This window comes from Pseudomonas sp. MF08875 (assembly GCF_059862525.1).
Window position 1 is genome coordinate 82,234 of sequence record NZ_JCBCUW010000005.1, and the last position, 21,324, is coordinate 103,557.

The window sequence follows — 21,324 nt, forward strand, 5'->3', positions numbered from 1 at the left end:
TTCCGGCACAAGCCTGTTCCCGCGTCACGTCAAAAGTTGTACTCAGCCCCCGCCCCCGCATACCACGAGCGCCCCGGCGCGGCTTCGTAGTAGCGGTGGTTGCCGTCGCCGACGATCACCGAGCCCACGTACTGGCGGTCCAGCAGGTTGTCCAGGCGTAGGGTCTGGTGGAAGGTCCAGTGCTGGGCCTTCTGCTCGAAGCGGGCGCGCCAGTTGAACACGCTGTAGGCCGGGGCCGCGCGCTGCTGGTTGGTGTCTTCGACGTAGACCTTGCTGCGGTACAGGCCTTCGACGGCGGTGCTGACCCAGTCCCGGGGTTTCCAGTTCAGCTCGGCGAAGAGGGTGGTTTGGGGCACGCCGGGCAGGTAGTTGCCTTTGTCGACTGGGTTTTTAGTCTTTCCGCTTACGCTGACAAAGTCGCTGTCATAGGTGGCCTGCAAGCGGGTGTAGGCCAGGCTGGTGCTCCAGTGCTCGCTGAGTTGGCTCTCCAGGCCCAGCTCGAAGCCGCGGCGCAGGGTGCGGCCGGCGTTTTGATAGCTGGTGCGGCCAGCGTCGGAGCCAGCCACCACCAACTCATCCTCGGTGGTGATCTGGAACACCGCGGCGTTGATCCGCGTGTCCTGGCCGACCTTGGCTTTCAGGCCGATTTCGTACTGGGTACTTTGCGAGGGCTTGAGGCCGAAGTTGAAGCCTTCGTCGCCGCCGGGGGCGTAGGCCAGTTCGGCCTGGGTCGGGGTCTCGAAGCCTTTGCCGGCGCTGACGTAGCCGTGCAGGTTCTCGGTGAAGGCGTACAGGGCGCTCATGGACGGTGTGGTTTTCTGGTAGCGCTTGTTGCCGCTGGCGTCGCCGTTGCTGAGGAACTTGTCGTCAACGTCCATTTCCATGGTGCTGTGGCGCAGGCCGGCTTGCAGGGTCCAGCGGCCCAGGGCCCAGTTGGCCTGGATATAGGGGTCGAGGCTGCGGGCGGTGTCCACTTCGTCGCGACGCTCCTCGCCCTTGACCCCCAACTGGCTGCCTTTGTAATTCTGGTAGCCGTGGCGGTCGTCCTGGCTCTGGTCGAAGTCCAGGCCGCCGATCAGCGTCAGCTCGCCGGCCACGCCCTCAACCGGTTGCAGCCAGCGCACGCCGGCACCGTAGAAGGTGCGGTCGAACTGCACCACGCCGCCGCCGCGTTCGTTGGCGGGATTGGGGATGGTCTCGCCCTTGTCGTTTTTAATCGTCTTGGGAATCGACAGGTACTGAATCACGCTGCGCTGCCCGGTGTAGGCGTTGACCTGCAAGGTCGCGTCGCCGATATAGCGTTCGTAGTTCATGCCCAGTTGCTGGTGGTCGATGCTTTTGCGGGTGTTGTAGTTCAGGGCGTTCGGCGTCACCGAGCGCGGGTCGGCCTTGTACCCCGCCCAGGTCTGGCCCAGCGGGTCCTGGGTGCCGTTCTGTTCCAGGCTGCTGTAGATCAGCGCCATCTTGCTGTCATCGTCGGGCTTGAAGTTGAGCTTGGCGAAGGTCTGGTCGCGGCGTGCGCTGCTGTGGTCGCGGTAGCCGTCGGTGTCCAGGCTGGAGGCATCGAGGACAAAGCCTGCGCCCTCCACCTCGCCTTCGGCGCTGAGGTGGTTGCGGTTCAGGCCATCGCTGCCGAACAGGGTTTCGGCGCCGATGCGCGGCGGGCCTTCGCCCTCGCGGGAGAACATCTGGATCACTCCGCCGGCGTTGCTGCCGTACAGGCTGGCGGCCGGGCCGCGCAGCACTTCGATGCGCTCGGCGGTGTCGAGGTTGAACGTGGCAGCCTGGCCCTGGCCGTCCGGGGTGCTGGCGGGGATGCCGTCGGCGATCAGCTTGATGCCGCGCACGCCGAAGGCCGAGCGAGCGCCGAAGCCGCGGGAGGAAATCTGCAAGTCCTGTGCATAGTTCTGGCGGTTTTGCACCACCAACCCCGGCACGCGTGACAGTGCTTCGGAGGCGTTGATGCCCAGTTGGCCGTCGCTGATCTGCTCGCGGCTGATGGCGTCCACGGAGTAGGGCAGGTCAAAGCTGGAGCTGATACTGCGCGAGCCGCTGACCACGCTGGGGTCGAGCTCCAGGGCGGGGCTTTGGGCATGGCTGGTGCCGATAAAGCCCCACAGCGTGAGGAGGACGAAAGGGGCGCGGGCAACTGTTTTCATTGGGGTGGTAAAGGTCCGTAGTGGGCCGCACGCAGGGTGGCGGCAAAAAAAGGGGCGCGAGTGTAACGATTGATGAGCGTGGCGGGCGGATTTATTTAGCACCCTATCGTTATTGACGGCCTCGCCATACTGTCCTTTGGTGGTGGTGGCGCGGGAAAAAGTCCCGGCGCGTCGCGCTCCTGTGAGCAGGGTAGCTGGCGAGTAGCGAACCGGCAGGCTCGATGTTGCGCGCCTGGGCTGGCTGCCACAGGGCTTGGCCTGCGTCAAAGGCGTGTCTACAGACCCTGGCCTTATTAGGCTATAATCCCGCCCTTTTACTGCCTGTCGCCGCTGTGCGAGGGCACATTCATCTCGGGCGCCCGCCGCCCGCATGCAGACTTACTAGAGGCTAGACCCCTGTGGCATTGACGATTCTTGGCCTGTCCGGCGCCCTTAGCCATGATCCTTCCGCAGCCCTGTATATCGACGGCAAGCTGATCGCAGCGGCTGAAGAAGAGCGCTTCGTACGCGACAAACATGCAAAGAACCGCATGCCCTACGAATCGGCGAAATTCTGCCTGGAACAGGCCGGCATCAAGCCCGGCGACGTCGATGTGGTGGCGATCCCGTTCGCACCCATCAGCCTGTTCGGCAAGGCCCGTTGGCACTACGCCAAGCGCTATTGGTACGCCCCGGACCGCGCCCTTGACGCGATCCTGATGGGCAACCGGCGCTACAAGCGTTATCGCAACAAAATCGTCTGGTGCCTGGAGCAACTGGGCTTCGACCCGAAGAAGATCAAGATCGAGCCGGTCGAGCATCACCTGGCCCACGCCTCCAGCGCCTACCACTGCTCCGGTTTCAAAGAGAAAACCGCGATCCTGGGGATCGACGGCAAGGGCGAGTACGCCACCACGTTCTTCGGCTACGGCGAAAACGGCAAGATCCACAAGATCAAGGAATTCTTCGACCCGGATTCCCTGGGCGGCCTCTACGGCGCGATCACCGAGTTCCTCGGTTTCGAGATGCTCGACGGCGAGTTCAAGGTCATGGGCATGGCGCCCTACGGCGATGCCAGCAAGTACGATTTCTCGCGTTTGGCCTCGTTCGAGAATGGCGAGTTGGTGATTAACACCGACTACGCCAACGTCATTGGCCTGCGTCGCTACAAAGAGAACGGCAAGGGCTTTTACTTCTCGCCCAAGCTGATCGAGTGGCTGGGCCCCAAGCGCGAAGGCGATATCGCCGACGAGCCGTACATCCACTACGCCGCGAGCATGCAAGCGCTGTTCGAGAAACTGGCGTTGCAGATGATCGACTACTACCTGGGTGACGTGCTCAAGGAAACCGGCAAGCTCGCTTTCGCTGGCGGCTGTGCGTTGAACGTCAAGCTGAACCAGAAAATCATCGCGCGCGATGACATCAAGGAACTGTTCGTGCAGCCTGCATCCGGTGACGCCGGCACTGCGGTAGGTGCCGCAGCCTATGTGTCCCATGCCCGTGGCGTGCCGGTGGAGAAGATGGAGCACGTCTACCTCGGCCCTTCCTACAGCAACGAAGATGTGATCGCGGCCTGCGCCCGTCACCCGAGTGCGCCGACGTGGCGCAAGCTCGACAACATGCCGGAAAAAATCGCCAAGATCATGGTGGATGGCAATCCGGTGGCCTGGTTCCAGGGCCGCATGGAGTTCGGCCCACGTGCCCTCGGCGGGCGCTCGATCATCGGTTGCCCAAGCGCCACCGGCGTGGCGGACCGGATCAACCACCAGATCAAGTTCCGCGAGCGCTGGAGGCCTTTCTGCCCGTCCATGCTCGACACCGTCGCGCCGCAGATGATTAAGGTCGATCACCCGGCGCCGTTCATGACCTTCACTTTCGAAGTGGCCGAGGAGTGGAAAACCCGCGTGCCGGAGGTGGTCCACGAAGACGGTACATCCCGCGCCCAGGTGCTCAAGCGCGATTACAACCCGCGTTACTACGACATGATGAAAGCGCTGGAGGTGCTGACCGGCAATGGCGTGTCGTTGAACACCTCGCTCAACCGCCGTGGCGAGCCGATGATCTGCTCGCCCACCGATGCGCTGAATATGTTCTTCGGCTCGGATCTGCAGTACCTCATCATGGAAGACATTTTGGTGGTCAAGGATGGCGCGGACGACTACACCGTTGACTGAATTACTGATTAGCGTTGTTATCCCGGCCTACAACTACGCCAAGACCTTGCCCCGTGCGGTGAACTCGGTGTTGGCGCAGCTAGGGCAGGCGAACGCAGAGCTGTTGGTCATCGATGATGGCTCCACGGACGAAACTCCTCAGGTGCTGGAGCACTTGCAGGATGAGCACCCGGGGCTTTTTCGCGTGATACGCAAGGTCAATGGCGGCCTGGCTTCTGTGCGTAACCTGGGCATCCTGAAGGGGAAGGGACAGTACCTGATCTTTCTTGACGCCGATGACGAGATGGCGCCGGGGGCGCTGAAGGCAGTGACGCAGCATATTGCGGCCGCTCCCCAGACGCGGTTGATTATCGGCGGCCATTGGTCGGTGTTCGAGGACGGCTCCCGTACGCTGCATCACGTTAAGCCTTTGCCCGTCACGGCGCGCGAACGGGTGCGTGGGTACTTGCTGGACAAGACCGTGTCGCTGTCCAATGGCGCCTGCGCCATGCACCGCGAGGTGTTCGCGCCCGGTAATTATCCCGAGCATTTGCGTAACGCCGAAGACCTGCCGGTGTTCGCCCAGGTGCTGGCGCGGTTCCCGTGCAGTGTGCTCGACCAGCCATTGGCACTGATCTACAAGCACCCGGGCAGCATGCGCCACGACCTCAAGCAGAGCCTGGCGGCCGGTGTGGGCATGGTGGAGGAAGTGTTTTCCCCGGCGCGCATGCCCGCTGATTTGCAGGACTTGCGCCAGGCGTTCCTGGCCCAGCGCTGCCTGTCGTTATTCCGCGATTGCTACAGCGCGGGTGATTACGCCAATGCCAGGAAGTTCTATGCCCTGGCCGTGCGCACGGACTGGCGTTCGCTGATGCGCTGGTCCTATACCCGCAAGGCCATCCGATTGCTTTTCGCGTGAGTGTGTTGATGCCTATACAGGGAAGTTGGGCACAAAAGGCCCGTGAGCTGGATCGTTATCGCTGGAAACTGCTGCGCGAGCGCCATGGTCGCTGCGCCAGTGCCCTGCGTTTGCTGCGCGACTTTCTGGTGGATGTGGCAGTTGGCGTCCGTGCCAGGCTGTGCTTGAGCCGCGTGCTGGAACCGACGCCTTGCGAGGTGCTGTTGCTGCACTCGGCGCCCAAGTCCATGGCGTTGCAGCGCAAGAATATTCTGATCGACGCGGTGCGCCATCGGGGCCTGCAATTGGCCGAGGCGGCGCTGCGCTCGGCGCCGGAGTCCTGCGCCAAGCGCATGCTGTTGGCACCGCCCGAACCGGTGCCGTTGCGCTATCTAGCCTACGCGGCCCACGCCCAATGGCTGGTCAGCCAATATCAGCCCAAAGTCCTTGTCAACGAGCGCAACGGCAGCCTGCACGCGCCTTTCCTGCGCTTGGCGCTGGCGGCGCGTGGGGCCACGCTGCTGCAATTGGCGCACTCGGCGACCCTAGAGCCTTCGCGGCGCCTGGCGATGAACGATTTCGACTATTACGGTGTGTTTGGCCGCAGTTCGCTGATGGCGTTGCAGGCACGCGGCTTGCGCTTTGGTGAGTCCACCGTGGTGTTGGTGGGTTCCTACCTGGCTGATGAAACCTACGATTTGCCAGTAGCTGATCCCGCGCTCAAGACGCTGCTGATCCTCGGTGTCGGTCCGGACCGGGAGAAAGAGCCCGGTTACCAACGCACCTACGCCTTACTGCGCGATTGGGCCGCGGCACACGGGCATTATCGCGTGCTGTTCAAGCGCCACCCGCGCAGCAAGGCGCAGTTCTGGAGTGAGGCGGCGGCGAGCCTGGGCAATGTCGAGTTGTTGGCGCCGGCCTGTACCTTGGCCGATGCGTTGGCGCAGTCCAGTGTGGTGGTCAATATCATGTCCAACGCCGGGTTGGAGGCGGGCTTGGCTGGGCGGCCGGTGATCTATGTGAATGCCGGGGATGACGCGGATATCTTTTCCCACGAGCAGTTTTTCGGCGCTCAGGTGCGCGATGGCGAGGTGTTTTCCCGCCGCTTGCAGGCGCTGGAGCTCGATTATCCGGGGCATGTCGCCCAGGCCCGGGCCTTTGCCGATTTCCACTTGGTGTACGGTTCGCAGGGGCTGGCTAAAACCGTGCAACTGGTGGACCTCCTGGCGCGCGGCGAAGACCCGGCCAGGGTCTTCGAGACGATTACCCTGGCCGCCGTAGGCTGACGCCTCAGGCGTTGAGCGCCAGGCTCAATTCCCTTTCGTTGCACACACGCTGATGAGCCAGGTAATGCTCCAGAAACTGGTTGTCCTGGAGCAGCCACGCACGGTCCTGGCGGTAGCGCAGCATGTGCTTGAAGTTGCGCAGGCGCAGGCTTTTGCGCAGCGGCTTGCGGTAGGTGCGCAGGTCGGCGATGTCGATCAAGCCCAGGGTGTTTTGCGGGGTCAGTACCACGTTGCCCAGGTGCGCGGAGCGAAAGTAGACGCCCGCTTCATGCAGGCGCGCGATGAAGGTGCCCAATTGCCCGCGAAGGCCTTCGTGGCCCGGGGCGGCGAGCAACTGGCGTAGGGTCTGGCCAGGGAGCGGGTCGTAGTGCACGGCGTCTCGCTCGACGCTGGGGATGCGGTAGACCTGGCGCACGCGGGGGCACTCGATGGCGCGCTCGCGCAACGCCTGGCAATTGTCGGCGAAACGCTGTGCATAAGGCGCCCATAGGGCCGAGGTGAGCAGGCGTTTACGGCGGAATAGCTTGAGCATCGAACCATCGGCCAGGCGCAGGACTTTATCCCCTTTACCATCGGCTTCGAGAACGTCGGCGCCCTCGCGCAGGTTGAGGTAGAGACTGTGGTCGAGCGTTTGCATCGAGGCTCCGGGCTTGGCCTGACAGAATGGGCAGCCGGCTATGGTAGCGCAGTGGGCATGCGGCCAAAACCGCTGTGCTACAATCGCCGCCCTTTTTCAGGCAAATTGGCTCGTATTGCGTGGATCCCACGGTTCTTGTGCGCTCCAGGCACCGCTGGTTTTCTCCCGCTGAGCATTTCTAGCTTCTATCCTTTCTGCACAAATCAGCGAGCAACAGGGAATTGTTGTCGACGAACCTGTTGTACGCGCTTGTGTCGTATTGGCGAGATAGATGCGGTCTTTTTTGGACACCCTATGACGACAATGCTGTTCATTTCCTTGGCCAAACACCAGGGTCTGTATTTCAATCGTTTGCTTAACGAGACCGAGCTGGAAGGCAAAATCGTCATGCCTGCCCAGATGCCCTGGCCTCGGTTGTCGCGGCTCTTCAGCGTGCTGCCGCGCATCGACTGGGCGAGCCTGGTCGAGGAAAAGTGCGAAGAACGGCGGGTCAAAGACAAGACCGCGGGGCGCCTGTACCGGGCCCTGTTGCGCCTGGAACTACTGTGGGTGGCCTTGCGTGCCCAGGCCCTGCTGGACCGCGAACGCCCCCAGGCGCTGGTGTTCTGGAACGGTTCCCACCGCTATTGTCGGCTGCTCGCGGCGCTGGCTCCCGAAGGCTGCAAAACCTTCTTTTTCGAGAATGGCCTGCTGCCCAGCACCACGACCCTGGATGAGCACGGAGTCAATTACCTCAACTCCGTGCCACGGGAGGCCGAGTTTTACCGCAACTACCCCTATCCCGTGGCGCAGGACAGCGCCCCAGCCGTGCTGATTCCACGCAAGCCCCGTACCGAGGGCCCGGCGCCGATCGAGTTGCCGCAACAGTTCATCTTTATTCCGTTTCAGGACGACCGCGACAGCCAGGTGCGTTTGTTTTCGCCCTGGGTGCGCAATATGCGCGAGCTGTTCGCCCTGGGCGAACGCCTGGTCGAGCAGACGGGTGCAACCGTGGTGTTCAAGGAGCATCCTTCCAGCCGCGAGGTTTACCCCGACCTGCATGCGCGTACCCATGAGCGGCTGTTGTTCGCCAATGGCAACCCCACCCAGCAGTTGATCGAGGCCAGCCAGTTCGTCATTACCCTGAACTCGACCGTTGGCCTGGAAAGCCTGTTATTGGGTAAGCCGGTGCTGACGCTGGGTCAGGCGTTCTTCACTATCGAAGGCTTGGTGATGCACGCTGACAGCGTCGATCAACTGCTGGCGTTGGTGCGGGCCTATCCGCAGTGGCCATTGGATGAGTCGCTGCGGCGCAATTTCTTGCACTACTTGACTGAACACTACTGCATCAAGGGCGCCTGGAAAGAGGCGGATGCAGCTCATTTGCAGCAAGTGGCCAATCGGATGCTGGGTAAGACAGGTTGCTGAAAAGCATGAAAAAACTGTTTGCAAAGGATGTGCTGGCGGTGTGGGCATCCCTGGGCTTGATCGTGATGCTGTGCGGGGCGTGGGTCTTGCCGAGCAACAAGCTCTATCACCAACTGCTGACCCTTTTACTATGGCTGCCGGCTGTATTGGCGCTGTTGCATCGCGATGTACGGCGGATGCTCAAGCAGCCGGAATGGTGGCTCTTTGCTGCGTTCATGGTTTGGACCCTCGTGGTGCTGGCGTTCAAGGGGGGCGAGGATGTGATCGGCAAGGCCAAGGTGACGTTGTATGTGGCCCTGACGTTGCTGGGCATCGTGCTGGCCGCGCAGAGTCCGAAGTGGCGCGTAGAAGCGGTGTTGTTCTATTCCTCTATCCTGGGTGGTGTGTTCGCGTTGGTTTCGCTGACGTCCTTCTATCTGTTGGCGGAACAACCGATCAAGGGACGGCTGGTGGCTGTCGGTCTATGGGATACCGCGATCATGGCGGCCCACGCCGTGGGCGCCTTGGCGATTCTCGGGCTGTGCGTCGTCCAGGCCCGGCGCTGTTCGCCTTGGGTCATGCTGCTATTGTTGATTCCGGCGTTCGGCTATGTGGCGTTCCTGGGCTTTAGCCAGACCCGTGGGGTGTGGATCGCCCTGGCGACCTGTTTGCTGGTGATGAGCGTGGCGCGGCCCTCGCGCCTGGGCACAGGGCTGGTGGCTCTGGCGGTACTGGGGTTGGCGGCCATTGCCTTGCTCCAGCCGCACATCCTGTTGCAGCGCGGGTTGTCGTACCGCCCGCAGTTGTGGGGCGGGGGCATGCAGTTGCTGCTCGACCACTGGGCGATGGGGCTGGGGTTTCATGAGTATTGGATCCCTGTCGAACAACTGGACCGAGCGTTCAAGCACCCCCACAACCTGTTCCTGGACACCGGCGTGCGCGAAGGCGTGATCGGCCTGCTGCTGTTCGGCTGGCTGTGGTTGGCGGCGGGTTGGCGCGGCTGGACTTGTCGGGCACAGCCGCTGGGCCGGGCATTGCTGGCGCTGTGGGTGTTTGCCGGGGCGTCGCTGATGACCGATGGCATCGGGCTTTGGCTCAAGCCCAACGCAGACTGGTTGATTACCTGGTTGCCGATTGGCTTGAGCATGGTGCTGGCGGCGCGGGTGCGTTGTGAAACCGACGCTAATGCAGTGGCTTCCCCGCCTTAGTCAATGTTGGTAGGGGTTCGCTGTTACAATCCGCAGCTTGTCTGTCTTTTCAAATGTACGAGGCGTGCCGAATGGCCAATTCCGACCAGCAATCGAGTATGAAGATCTACCTGCGGTTGCTGAAATACGTGCTCCCGTACTGGGGCGCTTTTGCCATCAGTATTGTTGGTTTCGTGCTCTTCGCCTCCAGCCAGCCGATGCTGGCGGACATGCTCAAGCACTTCCTCGATGCCCTGCAAAAACCCAACGACACCAAGTTTCTCGGTGTCTCACTGGTGCTGGGGGTGCCGCTGTTGATCGTGCTGATTGCGATCTACCAAGGCGTCGGCTCGTTCCTGGGCAACTACTACCTGGCCAAGGTTGCCCGTGGCGTGGTCCACGACTTGCGCTGCGCGCTGTTCGACAACCTGCTGACCCTGCCCAACCGCTATTTCGACAACCACAACTCCGGGCACCTGATTTCGCGCATCACCTACAACGTGACCATGGTCACCGGCGCCGCGACCGACGCCATCAAAGTGGTGATCCGCGAAGGCCTGACGGTGGTGTTCCTGTTCGGCTACCTGCTGTACAGCAACTGGAAAATGACCCTCGTCCTGCTCGCGATCCTGCCGATCATCGCCGTGCTGGTAAGCAGCGCGAGCAAGAAATTCCGCAAGCAGAGCAAGAAAATCCAGGTGGCCATGGGGGATGTCACCCACGTTGCCTCGGAAACTATCCAGGGCTACCGCGTGGTGCGCAGCTTTGGTGGCGAAACCTATGAAATCGAGCGCTTCCACAAGGCCAGCGCCGACAACATGAACCGCAGCCTGGGTATGACCCGCACCCAGTCGATCTACACCCCTGTACTGCAACTGGTGATCTACATCGGCATGGCCGTGTTGATGTACCTGGTGCTGTACATGCGCGGCGACGCTTCGGCGGGCGAACTGATTGCCTACATCACTGCCGCCGGCCTGCTGCCCAAACCGATCCGCCAGTTGTCCGAAGTCAGCGCCACGATCCAGAAGGGCCTGGCGGGTGCCGAGAGCATCTTCGAGCAGCTCGATGAAACGCCGGAAGTCGATACCGGCACCAAGGAGATGGAACGGGTCAGCGGCCGCCTCGAGGTGCGCAACCTGAGCTTCCAATACCCGGGCACCGACAAGGTCGTGCTCAACGACATCTCCTTCACCGCCGAAGAAGGCCAGATGGTGGCCCTGGTCGGCCGCTCGGGCAGCGGCAAGTCCACGCTGGCCAACCTGATCCCGCGCTTCTACCACCACGACAAGGGCCACATCCTGCTCGACGGGGTGGATGTCGAGGAATACAAACTGACCAACCTGCGCCGCCATATCGCCCTGGTGACGCAGCAGGTGACCCTGTTCAATGACAGCGTGGCCAACAACATCGCCTATGGCGACCTCGCCGGCGCGCCGATGGACGATGTGCGCAAGGCGGCCGAAGATGCCTACGCCGCTGAGTTCATCGAGCAGATGCCCCAGGGCTACGACACCCTTGTGGGCGAGAACGGCGTGCTGCTGTCCGGCGGCCAGCGCCAGCGCCTGGCGATTGCCCGGGCTCTGCTCAAGAATGCGCCGTTGCTGATTCTCGACGAGGCCACCTCGGCCCTCGACACCGAGTCCGAGCGCCATATCCAGGCCGCACTCGATCAGGTGATGAAAAACCGCACCACCCTGGTCATTGCCCACCGCCTCTCGACCATCGAAAAAGCCGACCTGATTCTGTTGATGGACCAGGGCCGCATCGTCGAGCGCGGCACCCATGCCGAGTTGCTGGCGCTCAACGGCTTCTATGCTCGCCTGCACGAAAAAGACTTCGTCGAAGGCACCGACGAAGCGATGACGGAGTCCCTGGCTTGATCCTGAGTTACTGGCGTGGTTGGCGGGAAAACGGTTGGACGCCCATCGATGCCTCGGCCTATGCCCAGGCCTGGCAGGCGTTTGGTGGCAGCGTGGCGACTCACCCGCAAGTGGTTGAGCGGCTGTCCGGGCTGGCGGGTATTGCCGTGCGCTACCTGGGGTGGTTCGTCGAGGGCGAGTTGTGCGCCGCGATGCCGACCTGGGGCCGCCATGTCGCGTTGTCCAAGGACGTGCTCAAGCACCAGGGCAAGCGCGGCTTGTTCGACCTGGGCAACGCCGAGATCATCCTTCCGGCCGCCGATGACGCCCGCGCTCGCGTACGTCACCGCATGCGCTACGTTTCCGAACTCAACGCCGCCAACCTCACCGGCCTACGCGAGCAAGCCGAAGGCCTGGCGCTGGCTCGCCAGCCCGAGGATTACAGCAAAAAATTCCGCTACAACCAGCGCCGCGAACAACGACTGTTGGAAGAGGCCGGTGGCAGCATCCGCCCCATGCTTGAATTGAACGCCAGCGAACAGGCGGCGATCTACGCCGATCTGTTTCAACGTCGCTGGGGTTTCGAGGCGCCGGGTAAGGCCCGGCTTACTGAAGTCTTCAGCCTGATGCGCGAGTTCATGACCGGCTCGCTCATCTACCTCAACGATGAACCGGTGGCGGTGCAAATCCTCTACCGCGTCGAGGCGCCCAAGTGGGTCAGCCTGGAGTACATCAACGGTGGGGTCGACCCGCAGAACCGCGAGTTCAGCCCTGGCAGCGTGCTCAGCTTCGTCAACACCCAGGCTGCCTGGGAAGAGGCGCGGGCGTTGGGCAAGCCGCTGCGCTACTCGTTCGGCCGCGCCGACCGGGAATACAAGGACCGCTGGTGCCACCGGGTGCCGGTCTACCAGGTGTGAGCGAGGTTATGCAGCCATGAGTGGACGCAAGCAACAGTTGCTCAAGCGCCATCGCCAACGCAAACGCCTGCTGCTGCTGGGCGCGTTGCTGGCGACGCTGGCATTCGGGCTGCTGGTAGCCTGGTGGCCGTTGCCGCTGCTCCTGCTGCTGGGCTGGATCGCCCATGAAGCCTGGTTCGCCGACCACCTGTTCTACGCCCCGGGTGATGATTACCGCTACGACTTCCCGCCCGGCACGCCGCAGTTTCCCGTGGCCCTGGCCAACGGCGTCCTGCGCGTGGAGGGCAACTTCGCCACGGCGCAAACCCTGGTCCTGCAGGTGTGGGTCAAGAGCCACTGGCTGGGGCGCCTGCTCGACCCGCAGGTGTGGATCGGCGACGACCGCCAGGACCTGGAGCGTGGCGTGGCGGGGGTGCGCTTCCTCAACCTCTCTGGGCAGGAGCAGGCCTTGGCGGCCGGTACCTTGCGCCTGCGCGGGCGCTTTTGTCGCCTGGCCCCGCAGGCCACCCTCCATGCCTTGAACAACCCGGATTTCGCCCAGCAACGCCTGCTGGTCATCGCCCCCCATGCGGACGATGCCGAACTGGCGGCATTCGGCCTTTACAGCCGGGCCGCCGAGGTGGCCATCGTCACCCTGACTCAGGGCGAGATCGAAGCCGAACGCTTTCGCGACATGGGCCTGGACGCCGCCGAGGCGGCGCGGCTCAAGGGGCGCCTGCGCAGTTGGGACAGCCTCGCGGTGCCGTTGTGGGGCGGTGTGGCGCAACACAACTGCGTGCAACTGGGCTATTACTGCCTGCAATTGCCGGCCATGGCGCAACAGCCCGAGCAGGCGTTCGGTTCTCGTGAGTCGGGGCAAAGCGATATCCGCACCGTGCGCCAGCACAACGCCATGCGCCTGCCCGGCGATGTCGATGGCCAGCCTACCTGGCGCAACCTGGTGGCCGACCTGGCCCAATTGCTGGAACAGCATCGCCCCGAGGCGGTACTCACGCCCCACCCTGAGCTCGACCCTCACAGCGACCACGTGGCCAGCACTCGCGCCTTGATGCAAGCCATCGAGCAGAGCACCTGGCGCCCACGCACTCTGTTGCTTTACGCCAATCACCTGCACGACAACGACCGCTGGCCCATGGGCCCGGCGGGCTACGGCATCGCCCTGCCGCCGACCATCGAAGCGCTGCCGGCCGATGGCCTGTGGAGCCCGACCCTGAGCGCCGCGCAGCAGATGGACAAGGCCATGGCCCTGGGCATGCAGCACGACCTGCAGGGCCGGCCACCGTTCAAGCGCCGCGTGCGCCGCGTGATCCAGCGCCTGCTGGCCGGGCGCCGCTGGCCGCGTACCGGCGAGGACGAGTTCTTCCGCAAAGCGGTGCGCCGCCACGAACTTTTCTGGGTGCGCCCACTCGGCCCCCTGCCACCGGATGACCGCCGCTGAGCCTTGGCTCAGGTGCGGCCGCACACTTTCGCTATGTTATTATCCGCGACGCTTTTATCGCCCCTGGAGTCTCCATGAAGTTATCCATGCCACGTTTTGAACAGGCCCCTGTCCTGGTGGTCGGCGATGTCATGCTTGACCGTTACTGGCATGGCGGCACCTCACGGATCTCCCCTGAGGCGCCCGTACCCGTCGTCAAGGTTGAGCAAATCGAGGACCGCCCCGGCGGTGCCGCCAACGTTGCATTGAACATCGCTGCCCTCGGCGCCCCGGCCTCGCTGGTGGGTGTCACCGGTGACGACGAAGCCGCCGATAGCCTGGCCAACAGCCTTGAAGGCGCGGGCGTTCGCGCCATGTTCCAGCGCATCGCCCACCAGCCGACCATCGTCAAGCTGCGGGTCATGAGCCGTCACCAGCAACTGCTGCGCATTGATTTTGAAGAACCTTTCGCCACCGACGCCCTGGCCCTGGCCGGCGAAGTTGATGCGTTGCTCGAAGGCATCAAGGTGCTGGTGCTGTCGGATTACGGCAAAGGCGCCCTGAAAAACCATCAGGCATTGATCCAGGCTGCTCGTGCCAGGGGGATTCCGGTGCTGGCCGACCCCAAGGGCAAGGATTTCTCGATTTACCGTGGCGCCAGCCTGATTACCCCCAACCTCAGCGAGTTCGAGACCATCGTGGGCGGTTGCGCCGATGAGCATGAGTTGGTGAGCAAAGGCGCTACGTTGATGCGAGAGCTGGAACTGGGCGCGCTGCTGGTGACCCGTGGCGAGCACGGCATGACCTTGCTGCGCCCCGAACATCCGCCGCTGCACCTGCCGGCCCGTGCCCGTGAAGTGTTCGACGTGACCGGTGCCGGCGACACGGTGATTTCCACCCTGGCCGCCGCTATTGCTGCCGGTGAAGACTTGCCCCACGCCGTGGCCCTGGCCAACCTGGCGGCGGGCATCGTGGTCGGCAAGCTCGGCACGGCGGCCATCAGCGCCCCGGAACTGCGTCGCGCCATCCAGCGCGAAGAAGGCTCCGAGCGTGGGGTGTTGAGCCTTGACCAATTGCTGTTGGCCATCGACGACGCCCGCGCCCACAACGAGTCGATCGTGTTCACCAACGGCTGCTTCGACATCCTCCACGCCGGCCACGTGACCTACTTGGAGCAGGCCCGTGCCCAGGGCGACCGACTGATCGTCGCCGTCAATGACGACGCGTCGGTCACCCGCCTCAAAGGCCCGGGCCGGCCGATCAACAGCGTCGATCGGCGCATGGCCGTGCTCGCCGGGCTCGGTGCAGTGGATTGGGTTATCAGCTTCCCTGAAGGCACTCCGGAAAACCTGCTGGCCCAGGTCAAGCCGGACGTGCTGGTCAAGGGCGGCGATTACGGGATCGACCAAGTGGTCGGCGCCGACATCGTCAGCGCCTATGGCGGCAAAGTGAAGGTGTTGGGCCTGGTGGAAAACAGTTCCACCACCGCCATCGTCGACAAAATCCGCAGCCGCTGATGGTTGTAGCAAGCGAGCGTGCCCGCGCTGGAGTGCGCAGCGCTCCTGATTCGGTGTTGTAGCGGCCACAGATTTAGGGTCGTTACGCAAGCCCGCTTGCTACCTAAAACAACAGTGTCAGTGCCCGCCGCCGGGCACGATTTTCTTCAGCAACTGCCGCGCCTTGCCCGTCAGGCGGCTCAGGCCCGAGGCGTTGGTCGGTGCGCTCAAGCCTTGCTGCTTGAGCCACTCCTTCCACTTGATCCGCTCATCGCGCACCACCCAGCCTTCCTGGCGGGCGAAGCTTTCGGCCAGGTACAGGCCGCGGGTGCTGGCCGGGTGCAGTTGATCCTTCTTCAAGGTGTACAACTCGGCGCAAGGCTGGCCGTCCGTCAGGGGCATCAGGTACAGGTCCGGGCGCTTGCGATCCAGGCGTGCCACCAGTTGATCGCCCTCCAGCCGCTCCTCGACATGGAACAAGCTCAAGGACTTGGCTTCGCGCGGCACTTCCAGGCGCAGGTCGTAGATCAACTGTAACGACGCCGTGGGCAGGTGCACGTAGGCCCGCGGCCGTTCGATCAGCGGCAGGCTGGCATTGCGCACCGGGCGCGCCGAGCCGGACAGCGGCGAGAGACGAAAGGGCAGGGCTTCGCGGTAATGCAGCGCGGCGGCGTAGGGCGCCGGCAGCCAGGTGTCATTGAAGCGCCCGCCGAGCCAGCCTTCGGGGGTTTCCAGCAGGCATTCCTCGGCGATTTCCTGGATGGCGGTGTGCAGCGGCAGGTTCAATTCGTGGGCCGGGACGTAGCCGGAAATCAGCTTGAGCACCACATCGCCACGGTCCTGGCGACGCTGGCGCACCAGCACCCAGTAATCGCGGTTTTGCCAGTGCAGGGTCAGGCGCACCGAAACCCCCAGGTTGGCCAGCTCCACGGCAAAGCGTTCGGTATCGGCCACCGCCACCGGGCGGCGGCGGTGCAGGGTCTGGGCGAAATTGAGCGGCATGCCGATGCTCTGGTAGCTCAGGCCTTCGGGCGTGGCCTCTACGAACAGCGGCAGGGTCTTGAAGTTACTGGGGTTTTTTCTGATGAGCGTGCGCGACATGTCGGCTCCTTCTTGCGTTGGGCACGGCGTTAGCGACTACCTAATACCTTGGCGACGGTCGCCACATTGTGGGCGAGGTGCAGCGGGTTGATGGTCCCGACGATAGCACTGGCCACACCGGGATGGCCAAACAGTAGCTCAAAACTGGCGCGCACCGGGTCCACGCCGGGCTCAAGGCAGACGTGGCCGCTGGCCAGGGCTTTTTTCACCAGGATGGCCTTGCCGTGGGCCGCGGCGTAATCGATCACCGCGCGCTCGGCCTGCTCGTTGAGGTTGTAGGTGACCATGGCGCAATCCCCTTGCTCCAGGGCTTTGAGTCCGCCCTCCACGGTTTTGCCGGAGAAGCCGAAGCCGCGGATCTTGCCCTCGGCCTTGAGGGCCGCAAGGGTCTGGTACACCTCGCTATCAGTGAGGATCGCCAGGTCGTTGCCGTCCGAGTGCACCAGCACCAGGTCGATCACTTCGGTTTCCAGGCGTTGCAGGCTGCGCTCCACCGAGCGGCGGGTGTGTTCGGCGCTGAAGTCGTGGCGCGACTGGCCGTTATCGAACTCTTCGCCCACCTTGCTGACGATCACCCACTGGTCACGCTGGCCGCGCAGCAGCGGGCCGAGGCGTTCCTCGCTACGCCCGTAGGCCGGCGCGGTGTCGATCAGGTTGATGCCCAGTTCGCGGGCCATTTTGAGCAGCCGGCGCGCGTCGTCGTCATCGGGAATGGTGAAGCCATTGGGGTACTTGACCCCTTGGTCGCGGCCCAGTTTGACGGTGCCCAGGCCCAGGGGCGAAACCATCAGGCCGGTGCTGCCCAGGGGGCGGTGGAAGGGGTGCAGGGTCGGTAGGCTCATGGCAGCAGTTGCTCCCAGGCAGGCACGCCCAGGGGCGGGCGTGGCAGTTCAGGCAACGGCGTGGGCGGATTCGCCACGATGCCGTCGCGTTGCAAGGCGTTGATGACCCGATCGGCGAAATCCGGCGCCAAGGCCAGTTTGGTCGGCCAGCCGACGAGTAGGCGCCCCTCTTCGGCGAGGAAGGCGTTGTCGGGGCGGCTCAGGCCCGATTGCTGGGGCTCGGCGCGATCCACCCGCAAGGTCGCCCAACGGGCGTCACTGAGGTCGACCCAGGGCAGTAACTGGCCCAGTTCCTTTTGTGCCGCGGCGATTTGCGCGGCGGGCTCGCGGGCCACGCCTTCGGCTTCGGCGAGGTCACCGCCCACGTACCAGACCCACTGGCCGTCGGCCGCCGGGTGGGTGGTCACGGTGATGCGCGGCTTCGGCCCGCCGCCCAGGCAGTGGGCGTACAGGGGTTTGAGGGTCGGGCCCTTGACCAGCACCATGTGCAGCGGCCGGCGCTGCATCAGTGGTTTGCTCTGGCCCAGGGCCGTGAGCAGTTCGGCGGTGCCGGCGCCGGCACTGAGGACGATGCGCTGGGCGCGGATCTCGCGGCCATCGACCCGCAGGCCCACCAGCACGTTGTGCTCCAGCCACGGCTCGATCACTTGGCCGGCGAGCAAACTGTCGCCGCCCAGTTCGGCCAGACGCTGGATCAGGCTCGGCACGTCCACCACCAGTTCGGCGAGGCGGTAGACCTTGCCCTTGAAGCGTTTGTCTTGCAGGGCCGGCGGCAGTTGCTCGCCCTTGACCTGGTCGACGCGGCCGCGCACGGCTTTGCTGGCGAAGAAACTGGTGAGGTTGCCGGCCAGGGTGCCGGGGGACCACAGGTAATGGGCGTCGGACAGCAGGCGCACGCCGGTGAGGTCCAGTTCGCCGCTACCGGCCAGGGCTTCGCGCCAGCGCCGCGGCATGTCGGCGATGGCTTCGGAGGCGCCGGTCAGTGCGCCATGCAGGGCGTACTTGGCGCCGCCGTGGATGATGCCTTGGGATTTCACGCTTTGCCCGCCGCCCAGGCTGGCGTTTTCCACTACCACAGTCGAAAAGCCCTGGCGCCGCAGCCGCGCATTGAGCCAGAGCCCGGCAACGCCTGCGCCGACGATCAGCACATCGGTGGAAATAGGGGATGGCATGGGGCGACCTCTGCGTTCAAGACAAGGGGCGCAGTATACAGGGCCGCTTTAAGTTGCAAGCGGCGAGGGGCAAGTAAAAGCGTGATTGGCCGGCATGTAGCCAGGGTCGTCAGTGGCCAGCGGTTTTGGAGAAGAGCTGGATGACCACCACGCCCAGGACGATCAGCGCCATGCCGAGCATGGCCGGGATGTCGAGTTTCTGCCCGTAGATAAACAGCGCCGCCACGCTGACCATGACGATGCCCATGCCCGCCCACACCGCGTAGGCCACGCCCACTGGTACGGTGCGGACCACCAGGGTGAGCATCCAGAACGCAATGCCGTAGCCGCAGATCACCAGCAACAGCGGCAGCGGCGTGCTCAAGCCCTTCACCGCTTTCATCGAGACGGTGGCGATCACTTCGGCGCAAATGGCGATGGCCAGGTAGGAATAGGCGTTCATGGAGCAGTCCTCGGGGTGATGTGGTGCGTTCTGAGGTCGGCATTCTAGAGCTTGCGGGAATGGGGTAAAGTCATTACCTATCTGAATAGGAGATAGGTTATGCAGTGGAGCCTGGAGCAAATGCGCCTGTTCGTCAGCGTTGCCGAACAACGCTCGTTTTCTGCCGTGGCGCGGGACCAGCGCAAGGCGCAATCGGCCATCAGCAGCGCGGTGGCATTGCTGGAAGCGGACCTGGGGGTGAGCCTGTTCGAGCGTAGCAGCGGCCGCCAGCCACGCCTGACCGAAGCCGGCGCGGCGTTGCTGGAAGAAGCCCGCGAGGTGCTGCGCCAATGCGAGCGCCTCAACGGCCGGGCGATGGCCCTGATGCGTGGCGAAGAGGCGCGCCTGCGCCTGGCCCAGGATGAAGCCATGCTGTCCCAGGAGGTGCTCGACGCCCTCGAAGCCCTGGCCGGGCAATTTCCCAGCCTGGAGGTGCAACTGGCCAGCGCGGCCCAGGGCGATGTGGCGCGCAAACTGGTGGAGCGCAAGGCCGACCTGGGGCTGCTGTTCTACCACGACCAGATCCCCGAAGCCCTGGAGCGCCGGGCCCTGGGCAGCGTGGAAATGGTCACGGTGTGCGGCGTCGATCACCCATTGGCGTCGGCCCAGGGCCAGGTGGATAGCCAGCGCTTGGCGCAGTTCCGGCAATTACTGATGTCCACCCAGTCCAGCTCTTATCCCGGCAGCGAGGCGGCGAGCCCGCAGGTGTGGCGCGCCGACAGCTTCTACGTGATGGCCGAATGGGTGGTGCGCGGCTTGGGCTGGGCCTGGCTGCCCCGGCATGTGGTGCAGTACCCGGCGTATCAAGGGTTGATGGTGGAACTGGTGGGCGAATGGACGCCGCCGCCGCTGGTGGTCGAAGTGGTGTGGCGCCGCGACGAGCCGTTGGGGCCGGCGGCGCGGTTTCTCTCCGAGCGTTTTGCCGCGCACTTGCAGGCCACCCATCAAAAAAACCGATAGACTCCGCCGCCATGAATAGAACTCTGTATACCGCGCTGTTTTACCTGGGGCTGCCGTTGGTGGCGTTGCGACTCTGGCTGCGGGCGCGCAAGGCGCCGGCCTACGCCCGGCGCGTGGGCGAGCGGTTTGCCCACGGCTTGCCGGCACTGCAGCCGGGCGGCATCTGGGTGCACGCGGTGTCCGTGGGCGAAAGCATCGCGGCGGCGCCGATGATCCGCGGCTTGCTGGAACGTTATCCACAGCTGCCGATCACCGTGACTTGCATGACCCCCACCGGCTCGGAGCGGATCCAGGCGTTGTTCGCCAACGAGCCGCGCATTCAGCACTGCTACCTGCCCTATGACTTGCCCACAGCGGCGGCACGGTTTTTGGACCGGGCCCAGCCCAGGTTGGCGGTCATCATGGAAACCGAGTTGTGGCCCAACCATATCCACCAGTGCGCCAAGCGCGGTATCCCGGTGGCGCTGGCCAATGGCCGGTTGTCCGAGCGTTCGGCCAAGGGCTATGGACGTTTCGCCCGGTTGACGGCGCCGATGCTGGCCGAAATGAGCTTGCTGGCGGTGCAGACCGAAACCGAGGCGCAGCGCTTCCGTGACCTCGGCGCACGCCCAGAGACGGTGCAGGTCACCGGCTCGATCAAGTTTGACCTGAGTATCGACCCGCAACTGCTAGTACGTGCGGCGGCCTTGCGCGAGCAATGGCAAGCCGTGGAGCGCCCGGTGTGGATTGCTGCCAGCACCCACGAGGGTGAGGATGAAATCGTCTTGGCGGCCCACCGGCAACTGCTCGCCAGTTACCCCAATGCCTTGCTGATTCTGGTGCCGCGCCACCCGGAGCGCTTCGACCGCGTGTTCGCGTTGTGCCAGGAGCAAGGGCTGGCCACGCTGCGCCGGTCCAGCGGCGCCGCCGTGGCGCCGGGCACCTCGGTGCTGCTCGGCGACACCATGGGCGAGTTGCTGTTTTTGTATGCCTTGGCCGACAGCGCCTTTGTCGGCGGCAGCCTGGTGCCCAACGGCGGGCATAACCTGCTGGAACCGGCGGCCCTGGCCAAACCGGTGCTGAGCGGGCCGCACCTGTTCAACTTCCTGGAAATCGCCGCAATGCTGCGCAGCGCCGGCGCTTTGCAGGAAGTGGACGACGCCCAGGGTTTGGCAGTGGCGGTGCAACGGCTGTTCGAGCTGCCCCGCGATGCGCAGAAAATGGCCGAGGCGGGGTTGCAGGTGATGCGCGCCAACCAGGGCGCGCTCAAGCGCTTGCTCGATGGCTTGGGGCGGTTGATAAAACTCTGATAGCCCCTGAAAACCTCAGTGGGAGCGAGCCTGCTCGCGATGGCAACGTCTCAGTCAGCCGAGATGCAGGCTGATACACCGCCATCGCGAGCGGGCTCGCTC

General features: G+C 64.0%; 17 protein-coding genes. 11 read left to right on the plus strand and 6 right to left on the minus strand.

What is annotated here, in order from left to right:
• Positions 1 to 29 precede the first annotated feature (29 nt).
• Entirely contained in the window at positions 30 to 2,159 is a 2,130-nt protein-coding gene (locus AC19YT_RS04395; RefSeq protein ID WP_500609822.1) for a TonB-dependent receptor family protein, read from the minus strand.
• A 398-nt stretch (positions 2,160 to 2,557) separates the two neighbouring features.
• Here AC19YT_RS04395 and AC19YT_RS04400 point away from each other — a divergent pair, with 398 nt between their 5' ends.
• The 3 genes from AC19YT_RS04400 to AC19YT_RS04410 are packed head-to-tail and all read left to right on the plus strand — an operon-like array spanning position 2,558 to position 6,475.
• Positions 2,558 to 4,312 (plus strand): carbamoyltransferase family protein, encoded by a 1,755-nt coding sequence (locus AC19YT_RS04400; RefSeq protein WP_095109311.1) that lies wholly within the window; start codon positions 2,558 to 2,560, stop codon positions 4,310 to 4,312.
• Complete coding sequence (locus tag AC19YT_RS04405) at positions 4,305 to 5,210, plus strand: glycosyltransferase family 2 protein (protein WP_095109312.1); 906 nt, start codon at positions 4,305 to 4,307, stop codon at positions 5,208 to 5,210. The genes AC19YT_RS04400 and AC19YT_RS04405 overlap by 8 nt, the downstream gene beginning before the upstream one ends.
• A gap of 8 nt (positions 5,211 to 5,218) precedes the next feature.
• Positions 5,219 to 6,475: a capsule biosynthesis protein gene (locus AC19YT_RS04410; RefSeq protein WP_095109313.1), complete on the plus strand. Its 1,257-nt coding sequence runs from the start codon at positions 5,219 to 5,221 to the stop codon at positions 6,473 to 6,475.
• Between the two features lie 4 nt (positions 6,476 to 6,479).
• On the opposite strand, the gene AC19YT_RS04415 is transcribed toward AC19YT_RS04410, so the two are convergent.
• Positions 6,480 to 7,112, minus strand: coding sequence for a BUD32 family EKC/KEOPS complex subunit (locus AC19YT_RS04415; RefSeq protein WP_095109314.1), 633 nt, complete (start codon positions 7,110 to 7,112; stop codon positions 6,480 to 6,482).
• Between the two features lie 294 nt (positions 7,113 to 7,406).
• Between AC19YT_RS04415 and AC19YT_RS04420 the strand changes: the two genes are divergently transcribed.
• The 6 genes from AC19YT_RS04420 to hldE all read left to right on the plus strand — a co-directional run bounded on the left by AC19YT_RS04420 (position 7,407) and on the right by hldE (position 15,398).
• The gene (locus tag AC19YT_RS04420; RefSeq protein ID WP_500609823.1) at positions 7,407 to 8,519 is read left to right on the plus strand and encodes a capsular polysaccharide export protein, LipB/KpsS family; all 1,113 of its coding nucleotides are present in this window, start codon (positions 7,407 to 7,409) and stop codon (positions 8,517 to 8,519) included.
• A 5-nt stretch (positions 8,520 to 8,524) separates the two neighbouring features.
• Positions 8,525 to 9,706: an O-antigen ligase family protein gene (locus tag AC19YT_RS04425; RefSeq protein ID WP_500609824.1), complete on the plus strand. Its 1,182-nt coding sequence runs from the start codon at positions 8,525 to 8,527 to the stop codon at positions 9,704 to 9,706.
• A 71-nt stretch (positions 9,707 to 9,777) separates the two neighbouring features.
• On the plus strand, positions 9,778 to 11,568 hold the full coding sequence (msbA, locus tag AC19YT_RS04430; RefSeq protein WP_095109317.1) for a lipid A export permease/ATP-binding protein MsbA: 1,791 nt from the start codon (positions 9,778 to 9,780) through the stop codon (positions 11,566 to 11,568).
• Positions 11,568 to 12,464, plus strand: coding sequence for a GNAT family N-acetyltransferase (locus AC19YT_RS04435; RefSeq protein WP_095109515.1), 897 nt, complete (start codon positions 11,568 to 11,570; stop codon positions 12,462 to 12,464). Before msbA ends, AC19YT_RS04435 begins: the two co-directional genes overlap by 1 nt.
• 16 nt (positions 12,465 to 12,480) lie before the next feature.
• Positions 12,481 to 13,902: a PIG-L deacetylase family protein gene (locus tag AC19YT_RS04440; protein ID WP_500609825.1), complete on the plus strand. Its 1,422-nt coding sequence runs from the start codon at positions 12,481 to 12,483 to the stop codon at positions 13,900 to 13,902.
• Between the two features lie 74 nt (positions 13,903 to 13,976).
• Positions 13,977 to 15,398 carry a bifunctional D-glycero-beta-D-manno-heptose-7-phosphate kinase/D-glycero-beta-D-manno-heptose 1-phosphate adenylyltransferase HldE gene (gene hldE / locus AC19YT_RS04445; protein WP_095109319.1) on the plus strand — a complete coding sequence of 474 codons (1,422 nt, stop codon included), beginning with the start codon at positions 13,977 to 13,979 and terminating at the stop codon, positions 15,396 to 15,398.
• Positions 15,399 to 15,515: 117 nt separating this feature from the next.
• Here the strand turns inward: hldE and AC19YT_RS04450 are convergent, their stop codons facing one another.
• The 4 genes from AC19YT_RS04450 to AC19YT_RS04465 all read right to left on the minus strand — a co-directional run bounded on the left by AC19YT_RS04450 (position 15,516) and on the right by AC19YT_RS04465 (position 18,934).
• On the minus strand, positions 15,516 to 16,478 hold the full coding sequence (locus tag AC19YT_RS04450; protein ID WP_095109320.1) for a metal ABC transporter ATPase: 963 nt from the start codon (positions 16,476 to 16,478) through the stop codon (positions 15,516 to 15,518).
• Positions 16,479 to 16,507: 29 nt separating this feature from the next.
• Positions 16,508 to 17,320, minus strand: a complete 813-nt coding sequence (locus tag AC19YT_RS04455; protein WP_500598925.1) for an aldo/keto reductase — start codon at positions 17,318 to 17,320, stop codon at positions 16,508 to 16,510.
• Positions 17,317 to 18,492: an NAD(P)/FAD-dependent oxidoreductase gene (locus AC19YT_RS04460; protein ID WP_095109322.1), complete on the minus strand. Its 1,176-nt coding sequence runs from the start codon at positions 18,490 to 18,492 to the stop codon at positions 17,317 to 17,319. Before AC19YT_RS04460 ends, AC19YT_RS04455 begins: the two co-directional genes overlap by 4 nt.
• A gap of 109 nt (positions 18,493 to 18,601) precedes the next feature.
• Positions 18,602 to 18,934 carry a DMT family transporter gene (locus AC19YT_RS04465; RefSeq protein WP_500598924.1) on the minus strand — a complete coding sequence of 111 codons (333 nt, stop codon included), beginning with the start codon at positions 18,932 to 18,934 and terminating at the stop codon, positions 18,602 to 18,604.
• Positions 18,935 to 19,033: 99 nt separating this feature from the next.
• Between AC19YT_RS04465 and AC19YT_RS04470 the strand changes: the two genes are divergently transcribed.
• Together AC19YT_RS04470 and waaA are read left to right on the plus strand one after the other, a co-directional pair.
• Positions 19,034 to 19,933 carry a LysR family transcriptional regulator gene (locus AC19YT_RS04470; RefSeq protein ID WP_095109324.1) on the plus strand — a complete coding sequence of 300 codons (900 nt, stop codon included), beginning with the start codon at positions 19,034 to 19,036 and terminating at the stop codon, positions 19,931 to 19,933.
• A gap of 11 nt (positions 19,934 to 19,944) precedes the next feature.
• On the plus strand, positions 19,945 to 21,222 hold the full coding sequence (gene waaA, locus AC19YT_RS04475) for a lipid IV(A) 3-deoxy-D-manno-octulosonic acid transferase (protein ID WP_500609826.1): 1,278 nt from the start codon (positions 19,945 to 19,947) through the stop codon (positions 21,220 to 21,222).
• Positions 21,223 to 21,324 lie beyond the last annotated feature (102 nt).